The 24,503-nt window shown below is 48.6% G+C and carries 25 protein-coding genes and 1 riboswitch; of the genes, 5 read left to right on the top strand and 20 right to left on the bottom strand.

The window, feature by feature from the left end; all coding sequences use genetic code 11:
- The first annotated feature begins 16 nt into the window (after nucleotides 1-16).
- Entirely contained in the window at nucleotides 17-694 is a 678-nt protein-coding gene (locus LN341_RS20375; RefSeq protein ID WP_234205530.1) for an AraC family ligand binding domain-containing protein, read from the top strand.
- 85 nt (nucleotides 695-779) lie between these two features.
- Here the strand turns inward: LN341_RS20375 and LN341_RS20370 are convergent, their stop codons facing one another.
- Nucleotides 780-1,328 carry a hypothetical protein gene (locus tag LN341_RS20370; protein WP_234205527.1) on the bottom strand — a complete coding sequence of 183 codons (549 nt, stop codon included), beginning with the start codon at nucleotides 1,326-1,328 and terminating at the stop codon, nucleotides 780-782.
- Nucleotides 1,329-1,395: 67 nt separating this feature from the next.
- Entirely contained in the window at nucleotides 1,396-1,926 is a 531-nt protein-coding gene (locus LN341_RS20365; protein WP_046220935.1) for a nicotinate-nicotinamide nucleotide adenylyltransferase, read from the bottom strand.
- A gap of 180 nt (nucleotides 1,927-2,106) precedes the next feature.
- Here LN341_RS20365 and nadE point away from each other — a divergent pair, with 180 nt between their 5' ends.
- On the top strand, nucleotides 2,107-2,943 hold the full coding sequence (gene nadE / locus LN341_RS20360; protein ID WP_234205525.1) for an ammonia-dependent NAD(+) synthetase: 837 nt from the start codon (nucleotides 2,107-2,109) through the stop codon (nucleotides 2,941-2,943).
- Nucleotides 2,944-3,014: 71 nt separating this feature from the next.
- Here nadE and LN341_RS20355 read toward each other — a convergent pair whose 3' ends face one another.
- The 9 genes from LN341_RS20355 to LN341_RS20315 form a co-directional block, all read right to left on the bottom strand.
- Nucleotides 3,015-3,176, bottom strand: a complete 162-nt coding sequence (locus LN341_RS20355; RefSeq protein ID WP_082095755.1) for a YoaH family protein — start codon at nucleotides 3,174-3,176, stop codon at nucleotides 3,015-3,017.
- A 75-nt stretch (nucleotides 3,177-3,251) separates the two neighbouring features.
- Nucleotides 3,252-4,448 carry an NnrS family protein gene (locus LN341_RS20350; RefSeq protein ID WP_234205521.1) on the bottom strand — a complete coding sequence of 399 codons (1,197 nt, stop codon included), beginning with the start codon at nucleotides 4,446-4,448 and terminating at the stop codon, nucleotides 3,252-3,254.
- Nucleotides 4,449-4,608: 160 nt separating this feature from the next.
- On the bottom strand, nucleotides 4,609-5,472 hold the full coding sequence (locus LN341_RS20345) for a DUF2861 family protein (protein ID WP_234205519.1): 864 nt from the start codon (nucleotides 5,470-5,472) through the stop codon (nucleotides 4,609-4,611).
- Nucleotides 5,469-6,137: a response regulator transcription factor gene (locus LN341_RS20340; RefSeq protein WP_046220851.1), complete on the bottom strand. Its 669-nt coding sequence runs from the start codon at nucleotides 6,135-6,137 to the stop codon at nucleotides 5,469-5,471. The genes LN341_RS20345 and LN341_RS20340 overlap by 4 nt, the downstream gene beginning before the upstream one ends.
- Nucleotides 6,112-7,551, bottom strand: coding sequence for a sensor histidine kinase VxrA (vxrA, locus tag LN341_RS20335; RefSeq protein ID WP_046220932.1), 1,440 nt, complete (start codon nucleotides 7,549-7,551; stop codon nucleotides 6,112-6,114). Before vxrA ends, LN341_RS20340 begins: the two co-directional genes overlap by 26 nt.
- Nucleotides 7,552-7,784: 233 nt before the next feature.
- Nucleotides 7,785-9,164 (bottom strand): Re/Si-specific NAD(P)(+) transhydrogenase subunit beta, encoded by a 1,380-nt coding sequence (gene pntB / locus LN341_RS20330; protein ID WP_046220850.1) that lies wholly within the window; start codon nucleotides 9,162-9,164, stop codon nucleotides 7,785-7,787.
- Nucleotides 9,165-9,178: 14 nt separating this feature from the next.
- The gene (gene pntA, locus LN341_RS20325; protein WP_234205518.1) at nucleotides 9,179-10,717 is read right to left on the bottom strand and encodes a Re/Si-specific NAD(P)(+) transhydrogenase subunit alpha; all 1,539 of its coding nucleotides are present in this window, start codon (nucleotides 10,715-10,717) and stop codon (nucleotides 9,179-9,181) included.
- A gap of 384 nt (nucleotides 10,718-11,101) precedes the next feature.
- Nucleotides 11,102-11,383 (bottom strand): HlyU family transcriptional regulator, encoded by a 282-nt coding sequence (locus tag LN341_RS20320; protein WP_046220848.1) that lies wholly within the window; start codon nucleotides 11,381-11,383, stop codon nucleotides 11,102-11,104.
- Nucleotides 11,384-11,594: 211 nt separating this feature from the next.
- A complete protein-coding gene (locus LN341_RS20315; RefSeq protein ID WP_046220847.1) occupies nucleotides 11,595-11,789 on the bottom strand; it encodes a hypothetical protein in 195 nt (64 codons plus the stop codon).
- Between the two features lie 273 nt (nucleotides 11,790-12,062).
- Between LN341_RS20315 and LN341_RS20310 the strand changes: the two genes are divergently transcribed.
- Together LN341_RS20310 and ribB are read left to right on the top strand one after the other, a co-directional pair.
- Nucleotides 12,063-13,004, top strand: a complete 942-nt coding sequence (locus LN341_RS20310; RefSeq protein ID WP_234205516.1) for a hypothetical protein — start codon at nucleotides 12,063-12,065, stop codon at nucleotides 13,002-13,004.
- A gap of 102 nt (nucleotides 13,005-13,106) precedes the next feature.
- Nucleotides 13,107-13,319, top strand: a riboswitch (FMN riboswitch).
- Nucleotides 13,320-13,466: 147 nt separating this feature from the next.
- Nucleotides 13,467-14,156 (top strand): 3,4-dihydroxy-2-butanone-4-phosphate synthase, encoded by a 690-nt coding sequence (gene ribB, locus LN341_RS20305; protein ID WP_234205514.1) that lies wholly within the window; start codon nucleotides 13,467-13,469, stop codon nucleotides 14,154-14,156.
- A gap of 316 nt (nucleotides 14,157-14,472) precedes the next feature.
- On the opposite strand, the gene LN341_RS20300 is transcribed toward ribB, so the two are convergent.
- A complete protein-coding gene (locus LN341_RS20300) occupies nucleotides 14,473-16,257 on the bottom strand; it encodes a bifunctional UDP-sugar hydrolase/5'-nucleotidase (protein WP_234205512.1) in 1,785 nt (594 codons plus the stop codon).
- A 195-nt stretch (nucleotides 16,258-16,452) separates the two neighbouring features.
- Entirely contained in the window at nucleotides 16,453-16,845 is a 393-nt protein-coding gene (locus tag LN341_RS20295) for a VOC family protein (RefSeq protein ID WP_046220844.1), read from the bottom strand.
- A gap of 247 nt (nucleotides 16,846-17,092) precedes the next feature.
- Between LN341_RS20295 and LN341_RS20290 the strand changes: the two genes are divergently transcribed.
- Nucleotides 17,093-18,748 carry a DUF2813 domain-containing protein gene (locus LN341_RS20290; protein WP_046220843.1) on the top strand — a complete coding sequence of 552 codons (1,656 nt, stop codon included), beginning with the start codon at nucleotides 17,093-17,095 and terminating at the stop codon, nucleotides 18,746-18,748.
- A gap of 33 nt (nucleotides 18,749-18,781) precedes the next feature.
- Here the strand turns inward: LN341_RS20290 and LN341_RS20285 are convergent, their stop codons facing one another.
- Genes LN341_RS20285 through LN341_RS20255 form a run of 7 tightly spaced genes read right to left on the bottom strand, consistent with a single transcriptional unit; the run spans nucleotide 18,782 to nucleotide 24,501 of the window.
- Complete coding sequence (locus LN341_RS20285; protein WP_234205510.1) at nucleotides 18,782-19,327, bottom strand: DUF3833 domain-containing protein; 546 nt, start codon at nucleotides 19,325-19,327, stop codon at nucleotides 18,782-18,784.
- A 27-nt stretch (nucleotides 19,328-19,354) separates the two neighbouring features.
- Complete coding sequence (locus tag LN341_RS20280; RefSeq protein ID WP_234205508.1) at nucleotides 19,355-19,858, bottom strand: chalcone isomerase family protein; 504 nt, start codon at nucleotides 19,856-19,858, stop codon at nucleotides 19,355-19,357.
- A gap of 1 nt (nucleotide 19,859) precedes the next feature.
- A complete protein-coding gene (locus tag LN341_RS20275) occupies nucleotides 19,860-20,378 on the bottom strand; it encodes a DUF2878 domain-containing protein (protein WP_046220841.1) in 519 nt (172 codons plus the stop codon).
- Nucleotides 20,379-20,412: 34 nt separating this feature from the next.
- Complete coding sequence (locus tag LN341_RS20270) at nucleotides 20,413-21,648, bottom strand: cyclopropane-fatty-acyl-phospholipid synthase family protein (RefSeq protein WP_234205507.1); 1,236 nt, start codon at nucleotides 21,646-21,648, stop codon at nucleotides 20,413-20,415.
- 8 nt (nucleotides 21,649-21,656) lie between these two features.
- The gene (locus LN341_RS20265; RefSeq protein ID WP_234205505.1) at nucleotides 21,657-22,490 is read right to left on the bottom strand and encodes a DUF1365 domain-containing protein; all 834 of its coding nucleotides are present in this window, start codon (nucleotides 22,488-22,490) and stop codon (nucleotides 21,657-21,659) included.
- Entirely contained in the window at nucleotides 22,487-23,773 is a 1,287-nt protein-coding gene (locus LN341_RS20260; protein WP_234205503.1) for an NAD(P)/FAD-dependent oxidoreductase, read from the bottom strand. The genes LN341_RS20265 and LN341_RS20260 overlap by 4 nt, the downstream gene beginning before the upstream one ends.
- Complete coding sequence (locus LN341_RS20255) at nucleotides 23,770-24,501, bottom strand: SDR family NAD(P)-dependent oxidoreductase (RefSeq protein ID WP_046220929.1); 732 nt, start codon at nucleotides 24,499-24,501, stop codon at nucleotides 23,770-23,772. The genes LN341_RS20260 and LN341_RS20255 overlap by 4 nt, the downstream gene beginning before the upstream one ends.
- Nucleotides 24,502-24,503: the final 2 nt, after the last annotated feature.

Raw genomic sequence — 24,503 nt, 5'->3', positions numbered from 1 at the left:
GACTCAGAGGAACAACATGAACCAGGCAATTGAATATACAAAGGTTGAACAGTCCCTGCTTGCCGTAGGCTCGCGCAGAAAAAATGTTACCGCGTACCTGATTACTGTCAATACAGGTGTCGCCCTGCTTCGACTGGGTAAACATGAGTTCGTATTAACCACAGGTCACGGATTTTGGGTACCTTTTGAGTGCCTTCATGCTTTAACCGTATTACCGGGTTGCCATTATCACATGATTCATTTCTCTGCCCGCCTTCAGCAACCGCTATGTCAGCAAGCAGGCTTTGTAACGCTTACCCCTCTTCTGAATGCTTTGCTGCACGAGCTGAGCCAAACGAAAGAGCAGTCTCAAACCAATCATAGTCCTACAGGACGGATACTCGCAGTCATTGTTGATCAAGCGGCGAAGTTTTCACCGACAACGCAACAGCTCTGTCCTGCACTCTCAGCCAAACAACAGTCTGTACTGAAAAAGCTGCTCGATAGACAATCGCCAGCAGCTGATGAACACCTATCAGCAGTAGAGGCTGTTCTGGGGATGAGTGTACATGAGCTTGAGGCCTGCCTGATCGTTCGTGAAGCCATCAGGCTATCCCGTTCAGGAAGAAATGCATCACAAATAGCCAGTGAACTTGAGTGCCAATTAGACCATTTACAAGCACTTGGCCAAACTCTCGCAGACTATCAATTCTGATACTTCGGCTTAACCTCACAAATAACACCCAGCTACCTTTACAGGTAGCGGGTTACAGAGCGTCGGGCGAGTATTAGAACGACTGTTATTTCAGTGGAATATCGACCTGCAGCATGACGCCATCCTGCTCATCTTCGTGCCACATGTAATCAATCCGGTACTTGGTCGACTGACCATCGTCTGAACCAAGGCCAAAACTCATCATGACACCGTGTTTCATGACCCATTCTTTGGCATCTTGCAACGTCATAATGTCCAAACTTTCATATTTCTTGGGAAGCCATAAACCCAAGCCATAAAAAGCGGACGACGAGTTATCTTTCAGCATTGGACCACTGGACTTCGTCTGCCAGTCATCCCAGAAAGATGTGTCTTTGTCATGATATTTTTCAGCTTCATCCCAGCGCATACTGTCTTCGACTGGCGGCAGAGCCTGAGTGGAATAAGCCCCCCCTTTTCCCACCGTCAGAGGTTGGAAACAGGTCAGCAGGTAAGCCCCTCTGTCGTCTTCCGACAAACTTTTAAGCTGCTTCTGACTATAGAAGTGACAAGGTAAAGCGAATGCAGAATACGAAAAACACAACAGCCCGATCTGCAAAAGAGCAACCTGTAATTTTCGAAGAACCCGATTCACGAAACACCCTTAATAAAATTAACCAACTTTAGACTGATAGGCGACAGAAAAACTGACTGGTTTATTTTTAACCACCATTAGCGACATAAAAATGCTCTGACTTTAATATTCTAGCGACACCCGGGGTGGTTAAATGTGAAATTGGCCTGTTTTTGACAATATTATCACGAATGTCAGTACTCCGAATGGGAACCGTTTCTGGGCAACTCAGAAGCTGCCAATGACTTAAAATATCTTCAGCGCGATAAAACTTTGAAAAATTTAAAAAATTATCAGGACCAATCACAAAAGTCAGCTCTGCATTTGGGTGTTCATTTTGTAGAGAGCACATGACATCATAAGTCGTTACTGGTTTATCATTTTGTGAGATTGCTTCCTCAATCCGACAAAGAGATAAATGCGGAAGATTTAAATCCGCGATAAAAGCAGCAACCATCATGCAACGAGAGTCATAATTAAGCATGACTTTTCTCCAGGCATGGGAATAACTGGGAACCAGTAAAACCTGATCAAAATGGGATAGCCGTTCCAGCACAGATTTATGTCCCAAACTGGGGGGATTAAATGCACTGCCAAATACTGCGATCTTTTTTGTCATACGCTTGCTGCCTCTTTCCCCTCTGAACAAAATAAAAATACCAATTTCTTTCCCAATCAGCATTGATCCAACGTAAGAGTTATCGCATGATTTCGTCAAAGGTTTAATACATTTTACTGCTTTAACCAGTATTCGGTATTGAGTGTCCAGAAATTGGTCAAAGCACAGAGGATTCATGTCATGGAACAGCTTATCCGTGCAGAAATGCAGGTACTCCCAGTAATAGACGCTGAGTTTGAAGTTCAGCGTCGCGTTGCTTTTATTCAAAACAAGCTAAAACAAGCGTATTGCAAAGCTTTAGTACTGGGTATCAGTGGTGGAGTCGACTCCACTACCTGTGGCCGGTTGGCTCAATTAGCAGTAGACGGTCTGAACGCAGAGTCAGCATCTGAAGACTATCAGTTCATTGCGGTCCGTTTACCCTATGGCCAGCAACAGGATGAAGATGAAGCCCAGTTAGCATTGCAATTCATCCGCCCTACGCATTCAGTGTCGGTGAATGTGAAACCTGGCGTCGATGGTACTCATTCAGCCACACTGGATGCACTGAGCGGAACCGGCCTGATTCCGCAGGATGAGGGTAAAGTCGATTTCGTTAAGGGAAATGTGAAAGCTCGTACCCGCATGGTGGCACAATATGAAATCGCCGGTTTGGTCGGAGGGCTTGTTTTGGGGACCGACCATTCAGCTGAAAACATTACCGGCTTTTATACCAAGTGGGGCGACGGCGCTTGCGACCTGGCCCCATTGTTTGGTCTGAGTAAACGTCAGGTACGACAGCTTGCTGATTTCCTGGGTGCACCTCAAGAGCTTGTGCACAAAGTACCAACTGCGGATCTTGAATGCCTGACACCTCAAAAGACAGACGAAGAGGCACTGCAGCTGACTTACGATGAAATCGATGATTTTCTTGAAGGCAAAGCAGTCAGTGATTCCGTGAAGGAAAAGCTGATCGGTATTTATAAAGCCACTCAGCATAAGCGACAGCCAATCCCGACTATCTACGATCAAGATTAAGCGAACCGTCACCAGTAAAGCAAAAGGGCTTTGCACGATGCAAAGCCCTTTCTGTTCTATGTCTGTAATTGTTACTTGCTGCTCTCTTCCGCGCTTTTGTTTTGGCGGATCTGCTCAGCCACAAGTTTTATCGCTTCTCCACTACTGATGCCTTGTGCCATCAGCGCATGAATTCGCTCTGCCGCTTCTTGTTGTTCTTCGTGAGTTAAAGAAATTGACGAATCACCAAACATAACGAATCCTGTACACATTTCAAAGGGAGGCCATTCTAGCGACTCTTTGACAGCCTGTCATTGAGAATTCAACCCCTAGCCCGGATGCCCGTCAACCCGAGCCTGAGTGAGTACCGGCCAGAACACAACACAAAATATCCCAAAAGCCACAGCCCAGAGGCATGCTGAGAGTATATAGCCGTACTGGGTTAACTCAGGAAGTACAACAATCAGTAACGTTCTGACCAACCAAGCTATGACCAAAGAGACAAAAGCAACCAGAACCATTTTCCCCGTCTGTAATGTCCTGCCGGTATGGCCCAAAGAGACTCTGACTATCATTGCCAGTATCATGCCGCCCACGCCACCAACGGTGAATACATGCAGTGCAATACTGTACGGTACATGCTGCGGGTAAATCTGACTGACGCCGAACAAAAACATACCCAAAACAATAGCGTAATAGGCGAAATGGAGCATCCACAACAGTGGAATTCTGAACGTGCTGACTGTTCGCCAACGCACCACACGCGGAATTTGTGCCAGTGCAGCAAACAAACAGAGTCCGCCAAACCACATTGAGGGCCAATCCGGTGAGATAAGCAGCAATGACAGGAAAACAGCCCACATGGGCCATAATGCTAAATGTTCACACCAGGGCAAGCGTGTAATAGGCTCCGTTTGTGTGCCCCGCGCCGTGAAAAATGGAATCACACGGCCGCCCATGACGGTCATCAGCACAGCAATTAACAAGCTTGTCTGCAATGCCACAGTGCGCAGCGGAATATAACTCCAGCCCAGAACAATGCCATGCATGCGCGCATTCAAAAACAGCAACAGAAGCAGCACGGGCAGAAAAAATACGTTCCGCCACTGTCGATTCCGAACGATTGGTATCGCCAGAAACACCAGGGCCATCAACAGCCAAAGTTGATCAAGTATCAGCCAGGCAAGATGAGGTGTCATCACGAGCAGCGCGGCTCTTGCTATCAACCATACCGCAAATACCAGGCCCAGTTTCCAGCCACTGATACCAGGTATACCCGTCCAGTTTTGTACTGCCGTCAGCAGAAACCCAACAATCACCGCACCGGTAAACCCAAACAGCATTTCATGACTGTGCCACCACACGGGGTTTCCGTACAAAGGGAACAGTACAAAGCCAGACCAAAACCCAGCCCAGATTAACATGGCGATAACGGAGAACAGCGCTGCGGCGAGGAAAAATGGGCGAAACGCCAAACGTAGAAAAGGCGGAGTCTTCAGCGCGGAAGCTTTATCAACAATTTGCATGTGCTTTTCACTACTGGCAGTAAAAAAGACATCATAGACGAGTATCAAAGATAAATGTTGATGTAAAACAATAAACCAAGACACTCAGGTCTTGGTTATTGGGGGAAAACTTACACCTTGATTCAGGAATACATCAGGATTCCCTGCACTGCTGACAGCATCAGAAATCAGGGTAATCAACAGGCCGGGTTATTCTTTGAATATCCAGAATCGAAACATCTCCCTGCCATCGGCTTTCAACCAATCCGACACTCAGCCAATAGCGGCCATCAGGCACATCAATAACCGGTAGACTTGTAGGGAGCTTTCCATCAACGTCCTGACTCCAGATCGGGGTCCAGGTCGTATCATTCAAATCAAACAAATTCATCGACAGTACCGGTGATGGGCAGGTTGAGTTGGGTAAAACTTCTCGCTCTATACGCCAGTTTTTACTGTCTTTCCAGCCAATTTTTTGTTTCGGGTCCGGCTTGGTCAGGATAATCCAGGTGTTCCAGCTGCGTTCCTTACCTGCCGATATCTTCAACTGGTAAAGACCGGCAGCTAAAGGCTCATCTAAACGACGGGATTCTGAAACAAACTGCCCATTCTCAGAAATTGAAGCGGCCGGCATGCTAAATTGATCATCAGGCCAACGGGAAAAGGTTATCTCAAGCTGTTTAGCCTGAGTAATACCGGTCACCGACAACCTGAGCAATACCTGATTCAGGTTCTGGATCACTTCACGACGGACCGCCACTTTAGACAGCCATTCAGGAAGGCTGCGCTGTTTCAAACTGAAACCACAGTCTTCCGTAATGGCAAGCTCCAGTAAATCATTCAGGTTTGCCTGCTGCTCTTCTGAAGGGAGTTGCTGCCAGGCCTGAACCATAGTCTCAAAACTGGCTGCCGTGTTCCCTTCCAGCAAACGCTGATGCGCAACCGTATAGAGATCCTTACCCACAAACCATTTAGCCGATGCCTGAGGGATCATCAACAGACATGTCATGATCCCAAAGACAGGAGTAACCCACAGCGACTTCATTCTTGTGGTGCTTTCATCCGGTAACCAACACCACGCAACGTTTCAATCTCTATCCCTGGCAACTTTTGGCGCAGTTGCAGGATATGAGTATCAACCGTACGGGTTGTTGGGTAATGGTTATATCCCCACACCTGATCTAGCAATTCATCTCGGGTAAACACCCTGCCTGAATGTTTTGCAAGGAAAACAAGCAGTTCAAATTCAGTGCGAGTCAGTGTAACGGACTCCCCTTTTTGCTTCACTTCACGGCTTTCCAGATTGATCAGCGTTTCACCAATGGAAATAAGGTTCGCATTTTGCGTATCTGATTCGCCATTTCTTAAGTGAACACGAATACGAGCCAACAGTTCCTCTTCAGCAAAGGGTTTGGTCAGATAGTCTTTCGCGCCTGAGTCCAGCCCAATCACTTTATCATTCACGGACACCATTGCTGTAAGCAGAATAACAGGTACCGATTTCAGCTTTAGCCAACCTTCGAGATAAGTCAGCGAGTCTCCTTCAGGTAACTGGCGGTCAAGAACAACCAGATCGGCTTGCGCCCACAAAGATTCAACATTGGTTGCACAGTCAGCATACAGGCACTCATAGCCTGCTTCTTTCAAACATTCGAGCAAACCATCAGCAAGGTTGCGGTCATCTTCAACCAGTAGCAGAGTTTGATTCACACGGTATCTCCAAAATAAAAGTGGTTGGCGGACCTATTAATTTCATCCGCCCACCCATTCGACGGATCATCGATTCAACGATTGTCAGTCCCAACCCTAAACCCTTCTCACTCACAAAAGGTTTTCTCAGGCGGGCCCAATCCTTACTACCTAAACTTCCCTGGTCTTTTACTATGACAATCAATTTTCCATCTTTGAACGATGATGTTAATTCAATCGGGGCCTGGCCATATTTGTGAGCATTGGACAGCAAGTTATCAATACAGGTTCCAAGCCAGTACATGTTGACCTTCACACTTCGGTCTTCAGCAAGTGACAAGGTCACATCATAAGGTTCTGCAATAAATTCAATCCACTCATTAAAGGACTCCAGGTGCTGAACACTCAATTCCTGATGATTCGCCTGCAGGTAATCCTTACTAGCTTCAGCCAGCTGCCTTAAGCGGCGTGAATCTTCTGTTAATCGTCTGAACTCATCATATAGGGTTTCAGGCAAAGCATCAAAGTGGCGACGAAAGCCTTCCACCGTCATACTCAAACTTGCGATTGGTGTACGCAGTTCGTGCGTTAAAATTTGCAGGACCAGCATGCGTTCCTGCATGGCACGTCGGCGAATCCGCCAGCGATACATCACCCAGCCCATGAGTAAGCCAATATTGACGACCAGCAATCCTGCAAGCAAATATGTCGTCAGATACGATTTATCTTCTTCCTGCCAGCAGATATTACCACTTTTCACTAAGCAAAAGTCAGTGGCAACCAAACGCGTAAAGTGCAAATCATGCTTGGCCATTGCCAGAGCCCATGTCGGCTGATCATAAACATGATATTCATTCCCGTTCCGGATCCAAAGTTCACCATTGGATATAAAGGCTTCCGCACCGGCAATGAACACGCGGATTTCTTCACTGCTCATCCGCTGTAATCGCCCAAGCACAGTGCCTGTCGCAGCTAAATCACGTTCCTGAATGTGTAAGTAGCTCTCCAGCTCTTTTTTACGGTTAGGAAACTTTTCCAGGTAACGTGCAGCATAGCTGCCACCACCTGGATGAATATAACCGGAACGAACAAACCAGCCTCTTGGTAACACAACGCTGTTACACATAGCACGAGTAAAAACAACAGGATGTGTTACCAAAGGACTGACCGGCCAGGGGCCCTTACAAGTTTCCGCATTTTGATAAAGATGCCGCAGCGCCGATAACGGATACTTGGCAGATTGCGGCAACAAGCTGGATGGCAGTAACAAAGGTGTCGGGTAACGACTTTGTAACTGACGAAAATCGTATGTAGCCAGAGGTTTACTGGAAAGCAATTCAGCACGAGCCGCCGACATGCGATCAGGCAAGCTTTCCGTCTCCGCTGTAGCGGAGCATGTAAACAGAATAGAAATAATTAGCACATACTTTTTCATAGCGCGGAAGTTTAACATTCACCGGTTCAGTATTGTCAGAAAATTGTCATTAGATCAGATAACTATAAAAGGATTAACCATTCTCGCCATCAGAAGCGCTCGGGAAGACACCAGATTACAGACTATTCATTCGGTTTTCTGTTGAAACGTTCGCATCAGCCCTCAAAAAAAGAAAATGAGCAAGAAAAACGCCGCTCAGTGAGCGGCGTTACATTCAAGGTGAGCTGAATCACTTACAGAAAACGTGCAATGTTCTCAACACTTTCTTTGGCATCGCCAAACAGCATCTGGGTGTTCTCTTTGAAGAAGAGCGGGTTCTGAACACCTGCATAACCAGTATTCATTGAACGCTTAAAGACGATGACGTGCTTCGCATTCCACACTTCCAGAACAGGCATACCTGCAATCGGACTGCCCGGATCTTCCATCGCAGCCGGGTTCACCGTATCGTTGGCTCCGATCACCAAAACCACGTCTGTCTCTGAAAAATCTTCATTGATCTCGTCCATTTCCAGGACAATATCATACGGCACTCTTGCTTCAGCCAGCAGAACGTTCATGTGGCCAGGCAAACGACCCGCAACCGGGTGAATCCCAAATCGGACCTCAACCCCTTTTGCTCGGAGTTTTTCAGTGATTTCATGTACCGGATACTGCGCTTGCGCAACCGCCATACCGTATCCTGGCGTGATGATTACTGAACGGGCATCTTTCAGCATTTCTGCAACTTCTTCCGCAGAGGATTCGTGGTACTCGCCCACTTCTTCATCACCGGTAGAAACAGAGCCATCAGTACCAAAACCACCGGCAATAACACTGACAAATGAACGGTTCATTGCCTTACACATGATGTAAGACAGGATCGCACCGGATGAGCCAACCAAAGCACCGGTTACAATCAATAAATCATTGGCCAGCATAAAGCCCGCCGCTGCGGCGGCCCATCCTGAATAGGAGTTCAGCATAGACACAACAACTGGCATATCCGCACCACCAATCGATGCAACCAAATGATAACCGAATGCTAAAGCGATGATGGTCACGACAATCAGCGGAAAGATCGACGGATCAGGATCCACAAATACGGTCAGTAAAACCAGTGAAACCACTACAGCAAGCAGATTCAATTTATGGCGATGAGGCAGCATCAAAGGCTTCGATGACATGGTGCCGCGTAATTTACCAAATGCCACCACAGAGCCCGTAAAGGTCACAGCACCGATAAAGACACCAATGAAAATTTCAACCAGATGTATGGTTAACATTGCCCCTGTCAGTGGTTCGCCATGGTCAAGGAATGTATTGAAACCAACCAGAACAGCCGCCATACCCACAAAACTGTGCAGAATCGCAACCAGCTCTGGCATCTGAGTCATTTCAACTTTCTTGGCATAGTAAATACCAATCGCACCACCCACAATCATGGCCAGAATAATCCATCCGGTTCCTTCTGATTCAGGGCCAAAAATAGTGGCAATCAGTGCGATGGCCATTCCCGCCATGCCGAAGTAGTTACCTGACTTTGCGGATTCCTGTTTTGAGAGTCCGGCCAACGACATAATAAATAGAACAGCAGCGATAATGTAAGCCGCTTGAACAATTCCTGCAGACATTGATAACGACTCCCTTACTTATCTTTACGGAACATTTCAAGCATCCGCTTCGTGACGGTAAAGCCACCAAAGATATTGATACTTGCAATCAAAACAGCAATAAAGGCAAAGAAAGACACAACGCCAACTCCCTGGCCTATCTGCAATAAAGCACCGACAATGATGATACCGGATATGGCATTGGTGACTGACATCAGTGGGGTATGCAATGCATGCGTCACGTTCCATACGACGTAGTAACCCACCACGCACGCCAGAACAAAAACCGTAAAATGTGAAAGGAATTCAGCAGGTGCATAATTCGCCACCCAGCCAAACAATAGTGCCCCCGCAGCCATCAAGCCATACTTTCTGACTGGCGACATGGGCGCTTTGACTGGTTTGGTGACAGGTGCTGCAGCCGCTTTTTCTTGCTGTGGTGCAGCAGATACTTTAATGGGTGGTGCCGGCCAGGTGAGCTCACCTTCTTTCACCACGGTTAAACCGCGCAGCACTTCATCATCAAAGTTGATATTGATCTTGCCGTCTTTTTCTTTACACAACAACTTCATCAAATTGACCAGGTTGGTCGCGTAAAGCTGGGACGACTGGTTGGGCAGACGGCTGACCATATCGGTGTAACCGATAATTTTTACACCGTTAGGCGTCGTGATCACTTTATCGGCTTCGGTATAAGCACAGTTTCCGCCATTGGCCGCAGCAAGGTCGACAATAACGCTGCCGGGCTTCATGGAATCCACCATTTCCTGCGTAATCAGGCGAGGCGCAGGACGGCCGGGAATCAGTGCAGTCGTGATAATGATGTCAACGTCTTTCGCCTGCTCTGCGTACAAACGCTCAGCAGCCTTGTTAAATTCGTCTGACATTTCTTTCGCGTAGCCATCACCCGTGCTGGTGTCTTCCTTGAAATCAACTTCAAGAAACTCAGCACCCATAGACTGCACTTGTTCTTTCACTTCAGGACGTACATCGAAGGCGCGAACAATGGCACCCAGGCTGCCCGCAGCACCAATCGCGGCTAATCCGGCAACCCCGGCGCCGGCAACCAGCACTTTCGCTGGCGGTACTTTACCTGCTGCCGTGATCTGCCCGGTAAAGAAACGGCCGAATTCATGGGCAGCTTCAACGACGGCACGATAACCGGCAATGTTTGCCATAGAACTCAATGCATCCAAGGCTTGTGCGCGTGAAATACGCGGCACCGAATCCATGGCCATAACATTGATATTTTTACTGGACAGTTTCTTGAGCAGTTCTGGATTCTGCGCCGGCCAGATAAAGCTGACCAAGCTGGCTCCCTCTTTCAGGAGATCAATCTCATCATCACTGGGGGCATTCACCTTAAATATCAGATCGGACTGCCACACTTCTTCCGTCGACACAACACTGGCGCCTGCGGCTTCAAAAGCAGCGTCATCAAAACTTGCGTGAATACCAGCGTCATGCTCAACCGCGACACTGAACCCCATTTTTAATAACTGCTCGACCGTTTTCGGCGTCGCAGCCACTCGCGTTTCATTCGCGAGTATTTCTTTAGGCACACCTATCTGCATCGTTATTCCCTGAACAGTAGCAAAAATGTACACATTTAGTCTCAAACTCTCAGTAACGCAACGGCTGAGATTGAAACTAATACAACACTCTTTACTTGAGATTAAACAACGGATGTTATTGACTTACAGGAAGTTAATGACACCAACAATTTAAGGCAAAACAAGGATCTGCATGAACATTTTACCTATCAGAACAGACTGATAAGACATGAATCACACAATCCACATTTGCCGTTTTCTCCCAACAACATTCAGGGTTTCCCTCCAGTGATGCGAGCAAATAGAATTCGCATTCACCGGGGCCCGGTTCCCTGATAAAAAGTACCGACCTCTAAACATTTATTCGAGCGCAGTGTCTTTACTCCCACAGACAAAGCACTCAATTTACCGAAACATGGCATCGCCAGTCTGATCAATGAACATCTTGGCTTTATTCACCATAAATGCAGTTGCATCTGCTTTACTTGCCAGCAAATCAGACCGAATAAAGGTATGTGTTTTCAACTCACCTTCATATTCTTTGCAAATCCTGCCAGCAATCCGAAACTGCCCACCTTCGGCAATAGGTTCAGGGTAAATGAGATACCCTTTATATTCCTCAGGTGTCACTTCAAGCGTTTTCGAATCTGCCGTTTCTCTTCCAAAGAGCTTTGACCAGAAACCCACGAAAGCACTCCTTTCCGATATTTAATGACACTATCATGCCATATGCTTATGTAAAATAAACCCAAACAGATTAAAAACTGATAATTATGATGAAAATGTTCTAACTCAGTGTTTTTCACCCTGCATTCAAACCAGATTTACATAAGAAAAAATAACATAAAAAAACGCCGGCATTCTGGCCGGCGCTTCGGTTGTCTTGCTGGTAACAGACTTAACGGATCAAGCCAATATCTTTCTGCAGGTGGACTGGCAGATGAGAGACCTGATATGTCTTAGCAGATACCTGCTGACGCGGTAACAAAATATCCAGTGCGTGTGCAATCAATCCTTTGATGTTCAGCGAATAGGCTTTCTTCTCCATAACGTCCTGGTTAGTAATGGTGTCGAAGTGCATTGCCTGTGCCATGATTGCCTCATTAATGATTGGGTTAGATGTCTTTCTACGGGCCAAATAGTAACCGCTTGATTTTTGAACTGAAAATGACATTTTCTGCTACAACCCATAAGAAAAAATAATCTGTTAAGTAAAGGTTTCAATCTGATCGACAGTGAAAAATATATACGCTGAAGAGATGAATAATCTGTCACGAAATGGTATCAATGACTGCTTAAATAACGTGTTACCCGATCCAATGACCACCATAAATCACAACTAATTAACAATCACACAGGACGTAAGATGTTATCCCTGCTTGCGAGACACTCATCAATACTTTTATTACTTGCAGCTCTGGTTGGATTTAGTTTTCCAGCAATTTCCACTGCAGTTTTCCCTTATTTGCCTTACATTCTTTTCTTTTTGATGTTATTTACTTTGATTGGGATAAAACAAAACGCTTTAATCAGCCTTTTATTTCAGCCGAAAATCTGGGTCTACGCCTTTTATCATGCTGCATTGCTGTCAATGCTCTCAACCTTCATTGCCTCTGTTTTGGGTGCTTCATCATCATTGATTCTGGCCATTTCAGCAGTTGCGGCAACCGGTTCATTGTTTGCCACTCCGGCCATAGCACGCTCAGTTGGGCTGGATGTCATGACCGCCATGGCGATGACAATTGCCACCACGCTGCTGATGCCCGTTGTTCTCTGTATCAATCTGATTCTTTTCCGACATGACAGCTTCAGTCTTGATCTGATCACGTATTCTCAGCGGCTGGTTATTTTTATTTTTGGTCCTATGTTGCTATCCGCGCTGTGTCATCGTTATGTGCCTTCTCACATGCTTCAGCGTACACACAGTAAAATTGCGCAAGTGACAATTCTGCTGGTTCCGGCATTTCCGCTGGGCCTGGTGGCTGATTTTCGTGCATTTGTCGATCAGTCATGGCAGCAAGGACTACTTTACTTTGGTTACGGCATCGCAATATGCCTGCTTTTCTTTGCGACCGGCTTTGTTCTCTTCATGCGGAAAAATGTTCAGAATGGCCTTCTTGCGGGGATCACTTCCGCCAATCGGAATGTCTTGCTGACCTATACAGTTGCCGGAGCATCATTAGGGCCGGACTACCTCATTCTTGTGGGTGCGCTTCAGCTTCCAATCTATGCCATGCCCTTAGTCGTAAAATGGCTCAGCCAGCGACTTAGCAGCAAGAACCCAACACAAACGTCCCATGTGAATTAAAATGATGAGCGAAAAATAAGCAGTTGTGCTGCTTGAACAGATAAATACTCTTTAACGTGATGCTTGTCTTGCTCTTTGCTCATTGATTTCATTATTATCAGCAGGAATTCTCAGGGCGGGGTGAAATTCCCCACCGGCGGTAACTGACCGTCACAGGCCACTCAAGTCAAGCCTGTGCCGACAGAAGCCCGCGAGCGCTTTATCATGATCACACTCTGTGTGGATAAAGGTCAGCAGATCTGGTGAAACTGTGTTCTCTAATGAATACAGCGAGTCCAGAGCCGACGGTTATAGTCCGGATGGAAGAGAATCAGCGGATTCATTTCTTGCTTTTACATGATGTTCAGCGAGCCTTTGGTTTGCCTGTTCACACCTGTCTGTAAAGCTATTTCAGTTCATCTGAAACGCTGCTTTTTTACGCCCTGATTCTGGTACGTTAATGTTAATAATGGAGTAAATACCATGAATCAGTCTCTGCTTTCCCCTTTTGGTACCGCTTTCGAGCGCGTTGAAGCTGGCATCCGCGCTATTCGTGAAGGCCGTGGTGTATTGGTTGTTGATGACGAAGATCGTGAAAACGAAGGTGATATCATCTTTGCGGCCGATACGCTCACCACAGAGCAAATGGCGCTGATGATTCGCGAGTGCTCAGGCATTGTCTGCCTGTGTTTAACCGAGGAGCGCGTTGATCAACTCGAGTTACCTATGATGGTCGACAACAATACCAGTGCAAACCGGACCGGTTTTACGGTAACGATTGAAGCGGCCAAAGGCGTCTCAACCGGCGTTTCTGCCGCTGATCGTGTCACCACAATCAAAGCTGCGATTGCTGATGATGCAACACCCGAAGACTTACACAGACCAGGCCATGTTTTTCCGCTCAAAGCGAACTCTCAGGGCGTACTGGCTCGCCGGGGGCATACCGAAGCTACCGTGGATCTGATGCGCTTAGCAGGCAGAAAGCCGTTCGGTGTGCTTTGTGAACTGACCAATCCAGATGGCACCATGGCTCGTTTACCTGAAGTGATTGCGTTTGGTGAACGCCACGGGATGCCAGTTTTAACCATAGAAGATCTTGCAGCTTACCGATTAGCGCATTTGTCAAAGCAGACAGATGAAGGGAATATGATTTCCGAGGCAGCATTCGCTTAAGCGTTGCTGATAACCTTAAGCAAGGCTCACAACCAGGAGGTATTCTGCTGAATACCTCTTTTTCTTGCTGAATCAGATCCCAGTTACGGGTACCCAGTATGTCAGGGCACTCCAGGCCACGATCCACACACCGATTAAAATTGCATCCAACCAATCCCGATTCATACCTCCCCCCAGCTTGATGACCCTATGGGTTATCAATCGACCGGGGACGCAACATCATTAAATTGGAAATCAGGCAAATAAAAAGGCCTGACACATCGCCAGGCCTGATATCAATAATCACAAAGAATACTGCACTTTATGCTGCGCCATGCTAGTGATCGGCATGGTCACATTCACACGGAATATAAGTGATCAGATCTTCTCTCGGTGCACAGAGCTTTTGCTGATAACGCGCATAATTTTCAAACGCTTCAGCCATTGTACAATCGAGTGACAAAGGCGCCATTTCGCAGTCCAGCAGTGCCTGGTAACCTTCTTTGCCCGTTGCCGTATAACCGGATGAGACTGAGGTATACACAGCATCATCTTCCAGAGGCAACCAGTTGCCCTCTTTAAAATATGTGAGCTTTTCGATCCGCTGACCTTTCGGCAAACAGCAGCGATAGGTAAAACGCAAATGGGCCGTATAAGGGAAGCTACCGGTTCCCGTGCCTTCAACGCCGTTATCAACAGCGTTATCGATTGCACCTTCCAGCGCCTCACGTACTTTGGCGCCTCTGACTTGATAAACCATCAGCCCAATGGCAAAAGGCAACAAACGCCCGGCAATATCTGCCGAACTGATTGGCCCTGGATTCAGCGAAGTTCTGACACCACCAGCATTGTGAATGCCAAAATCGACCTCAAAGCCCATCTGTCTGCCATGATGGACAAAACTTTCCACCACCAGCGGGGCAATGGCACTGGCACCATGGCTGTCTGGCACTCGGACATGCCGGAGAGATTCAGTCACCTCTGCCACTTGATTGGTCTGGCGCTCACGCACTGCCGGACGATAATCCAGGTTCAGAATATGCTCGACCACCGGATCTTTTGCGCACATGTTGATATTAGGCTGCTGCTGAAGATAGTGTTTTACCACTTCGTGGCAATCCGGATCCAAATGCTCATTGCGTGTCGCATCCAGAGTAAACTGACGACCAAGCAGCAATTGATTACCGCCTGACACCTGTTCAACACTGCCATCAGCGGCAAAATCGATCGAAACCTGCCCCAGAGCCAGTGCGTTACAGCCTGCCTGCACGACACAAGTACCGTTCACGTTGACGGCATACTGGTCTTTTTTCCCATACCCAACATTGGTGAAGTCCCCTTGCATGGTATGGGTATGCCCGCCAATGATCAGCCCCAGGCCAGCCACTTTTTCAGCCAGCTCAAGATCTCGTTCATAGCCAAGATGACTGAGCAGTATAATTTTGTTCACGCCGTGACGGTGTAACTCATCAATGGTCTTTTCAGCGACATCAACCACCGACCGGAACGAGGTATCCGGGTCCGGATTCGCAATTTTATCCATGTTTTCAATGGTCAGCCCAAAGAGCGCCACAGGCTCGCCTTGCACATCTTTCAGCAAATAACGTGCACAGCCAGTTTCATGCTGATAAGCCAGCAGGTTTGATTTGGGTTGCAGCGGGTTACGTTTGGTTTGATCTTCCTGACTTAAATCCCAGTTCCCGGCCAGCATTGGAAAATCGACCTGATCCAGAAAATCAGCCACCAGCGCGTTGCCCATATCCAGCTCATGATTACCGAGTGCCATTGCTTCTACACCAATGGCATTGAGCAATCGGGCGTTCGCCTGACCTTTGAACAGAGAAAAGTACAAGGTGCCCTGAAAACAGTCACCGGCATGCACAAACATAAACTCGCGGCCATTGATATACGCTTGCTTTCTGGCCTCTTTGACCGCCGTCGAAACACGAGCGAATCCGCCACAACTGGCATACACAGTCGTCTCATGGGCCTTGCCGTCAACAGACAGGCTGTGCATTAACACATCTTCCGGCAATGTCAGTCTGATGGCAGAGGGTTCAAAGTGAGAGTGCGTATCGTTGATATGGGCAATGGTGATTCGGGCTTGTGCGTGTCGGGTCATAAAGGCTAACTGTTCTCCGTGAAATATTTCAACCAGATATGATTCTTATCACATTATGTATCTCATCATACAGGAAAGCCTGGTATCGAGGGATGAATATCTCATCTGTCACAAAAATATCACCATAAACATGCGACCAGAGATCAGAAAAGGCAGCGGTCATGCTGCCTTTCGTACACTGATAAGTTCAGAATGTTACTGATAGTGTCCGTGTCGCTGCAGGACTTCAATTTTGTACCCATCCGGGTCTAACACAAAAAAGAAGCGGGCCAGTAACTGGCCTTCCCGAGAAAACTCTTTTATGGCCAGTGGCTCATAACCCAGCGCATGCAGCTTTTCATGTTCTGCATCCAGGTCATCCACAGCCACTGCAATATGGCCGTAGCCGCTGCCGTGCGTATAGGGCTCAGCACCTTGATTCCAGGTCAGCTCCAGTTCCATATCATTTTCGTCATTCCGCAAATAGACCAGGCTGAAGTCATCAAAATCCAGGCGGTGTGCTACGTCTAAATCCAGTGCCTGTTTATAAAAAGCCAGGGACTTATCCAGATCATGGACCCGCACCATGGTATGAATAATTTTTGCCATCAGCCAACTCCTGAAATGTGAGCGTTCTATTTCCGCTAGGTGTTTGATAATCCTGAGCCATTGCTCAGGTTTCTGTTTGCTCCGGACTATAACAAGCCCATTCGTTCATCACAAGCAGCCAACCGGACAGAATTTCAATCATGATGGAAATCAACAGCTTCTGCCAATTTTGTGAGCATATACATGAACACACCATCTCGTAATGCTATAGGCTTACAGTAAGAAAAGCACAGTTGGCAGGTGAAGAATGCATTTAAGCAGAATTGAAATTGCAGGTTTCAGAGGGATCAAACGCTTGTCTCTGACACTGAATGAACTGACGGTACTCATCGGTGAAAACACCTGGGGGAAATCTTCCCTGCTGGATGCCCTCAGCATCGCGCTCTCACCCGACGCCAAATTCCATAACTTTCATTTTTCTGATTTCCATGTTGACTATTCACTGGGACATACCCAGGTGTCTCAGATTCACATTGTTCTGAACTGGGTTGAAGATTATCCGGGCGAGCACAAAGCCCGACGTTACCGTTCTTTCAAACCCGTGTGGGTCAGGAACGGGAAAGACGGGAAACAGTTTTACTATCAGATCACCAGCGAACGTGAAGACGATAAAGTGATCACTGAACGACACTTTCTGGATTCCGGTGGCAATATCATCGACTGTCCGGACAGTCATAAACTAGCCAGGCAGCTGATGGTCTTACACCCCATCGTGCGGATCCGTGACGCGAGGCAGTTGCGGCTTGACACAGCACAGCAAGAAGAGTTCGATCTGGAACAACGAAATCTCATCAATGCCCGGATAGAGCGACGGCTGGATAACACCTGTCGTCGCCTGCTGACTCGTCCCGGCCATGTCAGCAGCGATGAAATCAAAAGTAGTATCCGGGCATTGCGGACGCTGGTCGATCACTACTTTGCTTTTACACCACACCACAAAGCCCCCCGCAGCGAACAACGGTTTTTTCCAGAGCGCATCCATTACTCCCCGAATCCGCTGGAGATGCTGTCTCGCCCGGAAATGACCAAACAAAACAAACTGGTATTGATGGGACTGATCAACGCCTACATCCGCGCCAGGGGGCCGGTAGAACTCAAGCGGATATCGCGCCCTATCATGATCCTGGAAGACCCGGAAGGCCGGCTGCACCCTATCATTCTGCATCAGGCCTGGGCTTTTGTCGTCAACATGCCTATGCAGAAAATACTGACCACCAACAGCCCTGAACTGGCATCCGTTGTCCCTTTGAACAGTATCAAAAAGCTCAACAGAGAACCGGATAAAACCCGGGTCTACAGCCTGGACAGCCACACGCTGAGCCGGGATGAACTGCGCAGAGTCGGCTTTCATGTGCGCTTGCATCGTCCTGGTGCACTTTATGCCCGGGCCTGGCTGCTGGTGGAAGGAGAAACAGAAGTCTGGCTGTTAAATGAGTTTGCTTATCGGTGTGGGTATAACTTTGCCTCGGAAGGTGTGCAAGTGATTGAATTTGCGCAAAGTGGTCTGAGGCCAATTATCAAAATCGCAAAACTGATGGGAATAGAATGGCATGTCGTCACAGATGGCGATTCTGCAGGGAAGAAATATGCAGAAACGGTGCGTCATATGCTTGGTAGTGAGTCGGATAAACACAGACTCACTATCTTACCGGATCTCGATATTGAACACTTCCTGTTTAACCACGGTTATGAGCCGCTGTTTCGTAAGCTGGCAAGGGTATCAGACGACCACCCGGCGCCCCCTAAGAAAATCATACAAAAAGCGCTCAAGCATCATGCAAAACCTGATGTCGCCCTGGCCATGGTGGAATTTACAGACAGCGAGGAAATTGATCATATTCCAACCTTGCTGCGCTGGCTGCTCAAACGCATGGTTGCTCTGGCTCGCGCTTCAACTACCTGAGCCAGAGCACAACACAATCAGTGACATTGTCACCTATTCGTCTTTTTCAAAGAACAGCGTCACAGTGCCAACGTGAACGCCCCATTTGCTCATTCTGGCAATGTTAAACATACGGGTATCGTCATGAAGGAACATCCAGTCATCAAAAGCGATGTCATAAGTGGTCTCTCCGACAGGAACCCGCAACGTGTACTGCCAGTTCAACGCATTGCCTGACACATTCCCGATGGCTTCGCCAATGACATCGCCCGCCGTTCCCGTATAAGTGCCGTTAGGCTGGCGCTGAATGGTCCAGATCCGTTGCTGTTTTTCACCATCATCGAACACAAAGTCTTCTTTGAGTGTCAGTGTATTCCCCTGAACGGTTCCGATAATATCAACGGAAAAACGACGTGTCTGCTTGCCTGAACTGTCCTGAAGCATGCCCCAGGCTGTGACATTACCTGTGAAGTAACTGAACACATCCAGTTCAGGGCGATGGTATTTGTGATCATCAACGGATGCAGAGCATCCGCTGATGAACAGCACAGCGATCAGGCCTGTCACTTTCAGCCAGTTCACCCATCTGGTGGGGTACATATGTCTCATCCTGTTTCTCCCGTCGTGTCATACCCGCCCAATGAGCCGTTTTCTCAGCTCGGGATATTGGGTCCCCGGTGATAACCAAATCCCCAGGAAGGCGTCAGCCATTTCCCTGTCCCGGACTTCGCCTATCACAGTGTTATCCCGGAAAAATGTGCCTCCATTTGCGTGAACGACAAATATCAGCCGATCGCCCTTACGCACACTCGGCCAGATCGTATCGAGCACCATCAGCCATTGCTGGCGTTTGGCCGTCGGAACGCCCTGTTTCTGCCATTGATCATCCGTTGCCTCCAGTAAATCTTCTTTATCGATATCACGCTGATATTTGATCACCAGCGCAACCGAATTGGCCATCGTTGCGTTGTATTGCCCTGATGGTGTCCGAAGCTGAGAGTCGTAAATAACCCAGGGCCCCCATTTTAAAGTGGCCTCTCCGACAACCGGCCAACTTTGCCAGGCACCGCTGGCCAGTAACCCGGGCGAGACCGCTAGCAATAAAAGGGTAAAAATCGCGAGCAAACGCATCTCACACCTCCTTTTTGGTCATGGAACGTATCCACAGCAAAAGAAGTCCTGAAAAAGCCAGCCAGCACACTGCGACGATCAAAAAGGTCAGTGTATCGCCAGCTGGCCAGGACACAGCACCCAGCTGCTTTCCTGCCAGGTAACTGCCGGCACCACCGACACTGCCTGCCAGCAACACCAGCACGGCCGGATAACCAGCCAGGTTATGACGCAGGAACCAGACAAAAGTGGCAAAACCAAACCACAGCAAAATCAGCCAGACCGGCAGAAAGCTGCTTTCAAACCGGTAAATCCCCGTGAAAGTCAATGCACTATCCATCACGCAGCCCGCCAGGGCGATAACCAGCACCTTTCTCACTGCAGCCGGATATCGCCACCACACGATGAGCAACATGGCGGCGAGCAGCCCGATCCAGTCGTTTTGTCCCAACACCGCCAGCAACCAGAAACCGTTAAACAACAAACCGCCGGCAACCAGTGCCTTGGTCGATAAAACTGAGGTCTCGCAGGACGTTTTCATTGGGCTTTACCCTCGTTGCATGTAAACCGTTTCGTTAGTGCCACTTTGGTCTGCTGGCTATCAGCTGCACTGTACTGATCGTTTTTTCTTTGAATCCACCTTCGCAATAACACAGGTAATAGCGCCACATACGAATGAAACGTGGATCAAATCCCTGTTTGCTGAGCTGATCGGCACTGGCATTGAACAGACGGTGCCAGTCGGCCAGTGTGCGAGCATAATCCAGCCCGATATCTTTCAGATCCCGGATAACAAAATCGCTGTATTGCGTCAGGCTTTGCGCGAGGAGCGTCACAGACGGCAGGAAGCCCCCCGGAAAAATATGTTTCTGAATAAAATCAACGCCCTTGCTGTAGCTCTCAAAACGCTGATCCGCGATAGTGATTGCCTGTATTGCCAGCAGGCCGCCTTCTTTTAACAGCGACTGACATTGTTTGATGTAAGTCGCCAGATAGCGTTTACCGACTGCCTCGACCATTTCGACAGAAACCAGCTTGTCGTATTGTCCGGTCAAGTCGCGGTAATCCTTACGCAGTAAGGTAATCCGATCGGACAAGCCTTCCTGCTCAACACGTGATTTGGCGTATTCGTATTGCGCATCAGAAATGGTTGTCGTGGTCACCCGGCATCCGTACTGTCTGGCAGCGTGAATCGCCAACGCCCCCCAACCCGTACCAATTTCCAGCAGATGATCATCCGGTTGTAAATCCAGTTGCCGGCACAAGCGATCCATTTTGTTGAACTGTGCCTGTGCTAATGATTCTGAAGGATCGTGATAGATCCCGCAGGAATACAGCATCTGCGGATCAAGAAACGTCCGGTAAAAGTCATTGCCCAAGTCATAATGCGCCAGTATGTTTTGTTTTGAACCGGCTTTATTGTTGCGACGGGTAAAATGCTGCCAGCTTTGTGCCAGACGTGTCATCCAGCTGGTTTTCGATTCCAGCTTATCCAGCATGGCTAAATTTCTTGCCAGTACCTGAACGACAGCTGTGATGTCGGGAGAATCCCACCAGCCATCCATGTAAGCCTCACCAGCCGCAATACTGCCGCCCTGTAGCAGGCGCTGGTAAAGTCCGGGCTCTCTGACCAGAACATGTGCCTGACAATCCGACGTTTCATCCCCGAAGCGATGCGTTTCACCCTGGCTGTCCACCAGTGTCAGGCCGGCATGGCGCAATTGTGCCAGCAAAGCAAAGACCAGACGGCGCGCCATGGTGCCTTTTTCAGCTTGAGTGCTATAGCTGCTTTTCGTTTCTGTGTTCGACATCGTCTACCTCAGCGTTCCGGTTGTTTTCTTTTTAATGGCTTGTCAGAGGTGAAGCCTTTGGCTGCCTCTGATTGAAAATGGTTACTTTTCGGATATCCGTAAAACGGCACTTTTTTCCACCACAGCTTCATCGCCTGCCAGTAAATGCCGGCGACCACCTTGAGTGTCTGAACCGGTGTCTGGCGTAACAAACGCCAGAGCACCTGAGTGGTGAAAGCCTGTTTACGCAGTGCCATCGTGGCATCCATCACGGTATTACCTGTGTCGTTGCCCCTAATGTCCAGATGCACAAAAACTTGAGCAACAGGCGGCTTCAGCCGCCACAGATAGTGCTGAGCCATCGGATTGAAGGGTGACACGTGAAAAGCCTTGCCCTGTAACCACGGCTTTTCATGCCAATCCGACACAGCTGGCACAGCATAGTAATGACGCTGGTTCCACGGGGTATTGCTCACTTCCGCCAACAGCCAGCGCCACTCACCCTGTTCATCGAAACAGTAATAAAGATTCAGCGGGCTGAAATAGAGCCCGAAATAGCGTAACTGACACAGTTGCTTCACTTTGCCAGTGAGCCGCTCACCGGTCAGTTCAAACAACTTGTCCTGCACCCTGAGTTTTAACGGGCCCTCTCCTTCAGCCCTCAGATAATCCTGACGCCGCCACCTCGCAGGGTGATACCAGCGACAGCCAAATCCAACGACCTGTTCAGCCAGTAATGCCACTTCATCAAGATCAATCAAAGGCATAAACATGGGATAGCTGAACGCGTGCTTCACCGGGGTATAGCGACGGTGCCTGACCTGCCCGACACACAGGCCGCTCTGTAAACTAGGCCGTGTCATGAGACTAATTCCAATCTCGTCTGGCGCTTGTCGCTGTCGATTCCCTCAATGGCATTCACAACATCCAGCGCACTGCGCACACCGTCTTCGTGAAACCCGTTGTACCAGTAAGCGCCACAGAACCAGCACCCTTGCTTGCCGTTGATCAAGGCACGCTGCCCCTGTGCGGCGATGGACTGGGTATTAAACACAGGATGCGCGTAGCTGAAACGGCGGAGGATCGTTTGCGGATCGATATCGTCAGTGCGGTTGAGCGTGACGCAAAAGGTCTCCGGTGAGTCGATCCCCTGCAGAATGTTCATGTTGTAAGTCACGCTGGCCAGTTGCCGCTCACGACTGGCATGATCCGGCAGGTGGTAATTCCAGGCCGCCCAGGCACGCTTGGCTTTGGGCAGCATGTTGCGATCAGTGTGTAACACTACCTCATTTTGCTGGTAAGGAATTGCACCTAAGACCTGAGTTTCATTGACCGTCGGATCCACCAGCATGCGAAGCGCCTGATCGCTGTGGCAGGCAAAAATCACCTGATCAAAATACTGTTGTCTGCGCGCGGTCGTGATTTCTGCCTTCGGGCCTGAACGCTGTACGCTCAGGACCGGTTCATTCAGGTGAATCCTGTCAGCAAAGTCACGGGTCAGGCTGCGGACGTATTCTCTCGAACCGCCCGGCACCACATACCATTGCGGACGATTGGTGACTTCGAGCAAGCCATGGTGGCGGAAAAAGCGCACGAAGAAAGGCAACGGAAACGCCCGCATATCTGACAAAGTCGATGACCAGATAGCAGCCCCCATAGGCAAGATGTAGTTCTGACAGAAATATTCACTGAACTTATGAGATGAAAGAAACTCCCCTAGCGTCATTGATGCCAGTGCTTCCAGATCCGCTTCCCTTGCCAGCTTGTTGAATCTCAGAATGTCACGGATAAAGCGGTAAAAGTCAGGACGAAAGAAGTTACGGCGCTGGGCAAACATCGACAGCGCATCATGACCGTTGTATTCCAGCCCGATCGCATCGTTCTGCACACTGAAGCTCATCTCAGTCGGCTGGCGGCCAATGCCTATTTCTTTGAGCAAGGCTTCGAACTGCGGGTAGGTTCTGTTGTTAAAGACAATAAAACCGGTATCAATGGCATAACGGCCGCTGGCAGTTTCAATATCCACCGTAGCGGTATGACCGCCGATATATTCATTGGCCTCAAACACAGTGATGTCATGCTGCTCGTGCAGTTTCCAGGCGCAGGTCAGTCCTGCTATGCCAGTACCGATAATCGCAATTTTCATTTTGTTTTCCCTGTCATTTTTTTTACGATTGCCAGCTGTAACGGCATTGGGAACAGCGACAGTAATTTGAGATACCCGCTGAACAGCGGCGGGAAGTGCACTTCGGATTGACGCTTGGCGATCCCTTTGCGGATTTTCTTGGACGCATAGTCCGCAGTAACCCGCATTGGCATCGCAAAATCGTTTTTGTCGGTCAATGGGGTTTTGACAAACCCGGGTGACACCAAGGTTAAAGTGACACCGTCACGGGAAAGATCCATTTTCAGCGTGTTGACCAGATAACTCAGGGCAGCTTTTGAGGCACCGTAGGCCTCGGCCCGGGGTAAGGGCACATAGCTGGCCGTTGACCCGACAATGGCGAGATGAGTCGTTTCCGTAAAGATTGGCTGCAAAGCCTCGATGCAATTGAGTACGCCGAAGAAATTGACATCGAAGACGCGCCTGAACAGCGCGACATCCACTTTGCCCTGCTCGATATATTCGCAGGTGCCTGCATTCAATATGATCAGATTTGGCCGTACAGAGGCATCGCCCAAAGCATCCTTTGTCGCCTGAAAGTCAGTCACATCAAACGCAAGCGGCCTGATTTTTTCGCTGGTATCCGCCAGTTGCTGCAGCTTCTCCAGCGAGCGTCCGCATGCAATGACCTGCCAGCCTTCTGCGGCGTAATCTTTAGCCAGCTGAGCGCCAATACCAGAGCTGGCGCCTGTAATCAGTACTGTCGACATCA

Origin of the sequence: Photobacterium sp. TLY01, from assembly GCF_021432065.1 — a bacterium.
Lineage (GTDB): Bacteria > Pseudomonadota > Gammaproteobacteria > Enterobacterales > Vibrionaceae > Photobacterium > Photobacterium halotolerans_A.
This window is presented reverse-complemented; position numbering and strand designations above follow the sequence as displayed.

Bases quoted from the DNA above. Each gene is read 5' to 3' on its own strand.
- LN341_RS20375 (WP_234205530.1), top strand. From the start codon at position 17: ATGAACCAGGCAATTGAATATACAAAGGTTGAACAGTCCCTGCTTGCC.
- LN341_RS20290 (WP_046220843.1), top strand. From the start codon at position 17,093: ATGCATTTAAGCAGAATTGAAATTGCAGGTTTCAGAGGGATCAAACGC.
- pntA (WP_234205518.1), bottom strand. From the start codon at position 10,717: ATGCAGATAGGTGTGCCTAAAGAAATACTCGCGAATGAAACGCGAGTG.
- LN341_RS20295 (WP_046220844.1), bottom strand. From the start codon at position 16,845: ATGGCAAAAATTATTCATACCATGGTGCGGGTCCATGATCTGGATAAG.
- ribB (WP_234205514.1), top strand. From the start codon at position 13,467: ATGAATCAGTCTCTGCTTTCCCCTTTTGGTACCGCTTTCGAGCGCGTT.
- LN341_RS20260 (WP_234205503.1), bottom strand. From the start codon at position 23,773: ATGAAAATTGCGATTATCGGTACTGGCATAGCAGGACTGACCTGCGCC.
- LN341_RS20255 (WP_046220929.1), bottom strand. From the start codon at position 24,501: ATGTCGACAGTACTGATTACAGGCGCCAGCTCTGGTATTGGCGCTCAG.
- LN341_RS20355 (WP_082095755.1), bottom strand. From the start codon at position 3,176: ATGTTTGGTGATTCGTCAATTTCTTTAACTCACGAAGAACAACAAGAA.
- LN341_RS20270 (WP_234205507.1), bottom strand. From the start codon at position 21,648: ATGTCGAACACAGAAACGAAAAGCAGCTATAGCACTCAAGCTGAAAAA.
- pntB (WP_046220850.1), bottom strand. From the start codon at position 9,164: ATGTCTGCAGGAATTGTTCAAGCGGCTTACATTATCGCTGCTGTTCTA.
- LN341_RS20275 (WP_046220841.1), bottom strand. From the start codon at position 20,378: ATGAAAACGTCCTGCGAGACCTCAGTTTTATCGACCAAGGCACTGGTT.
- LN341_RS20285 (WP_234205510.1), bottom strand. From the start codon at position 19,327: ATGTACCCCACCAGATGGGTGAACTGGCTGAAAGTGACAGGCCTGATC.
- LN341_RS20280 (WP_234205508.1), bottom strand. From the start codon at position 19,858: ATGCGTTTGCTCGCGATTTTTACCCTTTTATTGCTAGCGGTCTCGCCC.
- LN341_RS20345 (WP_234205519.1), bottom strand. From the start codon at position 5,472: ATGAAGTCGCTGTGGGTTACTCCTGTCTTTGGGATCATGACATGTCTG.
- vxrA (WP_046220932.1), bottom strand. From the start codon at position 7,551: ATGAAAAAGTATGTGCTAATTATTTCTATTCTGTTTACATGCTCCGCT.
- LN341_RS20265 (WP_234205505.1), bottom strand. From the start codon at position 22,490: ATGACACGGCCTAGTTTACAGAGCGGCCTGTGTGTCGGGCAGGTCAGG.
- LN341_RS20310 (WP_234205516.1), top strand. From the start codon at position 12,063: ATGTTATCCCTGCTTGCGAGACACTCATCAATACTTTTATTACTTGCA.
- nadE (WP_234205525.1), top strand. From the start codon at position 2,107: ATGGAACAGCTTATCCGTGCAGAAATGCAGGTACTCCCAGTAATAGAC.
- LN341_RS20350 (WP_234205521.1), bottom strand. From the start codon at position 4,448: ATGCAAATTGTTGATAAAGCTTCCGCGCTGAAGACTCCGCCTTTTCTA.
- LN341_RS20315 (WP_046220847.1), bottom strand. From the start codon at position 11,789: ATGGCACAGGCAATGCACTTCGACACCATTACTAACCAGGACGTTATG.
- LN341_RS20300 (WP_234205512.1), bottom strand. From the start codon at position 16,257: ATGACCCGACACGCACAAGCCCGAATCACCATTGCCCATATCAACGAT.
- LN341_RS20365 (WP_046220935.1), bottom strand. From the start codon at position 1,926: ATGACAAAAAAGATCGCAGTATTTGGCAGTGCATTTAATCCCCCCAGT.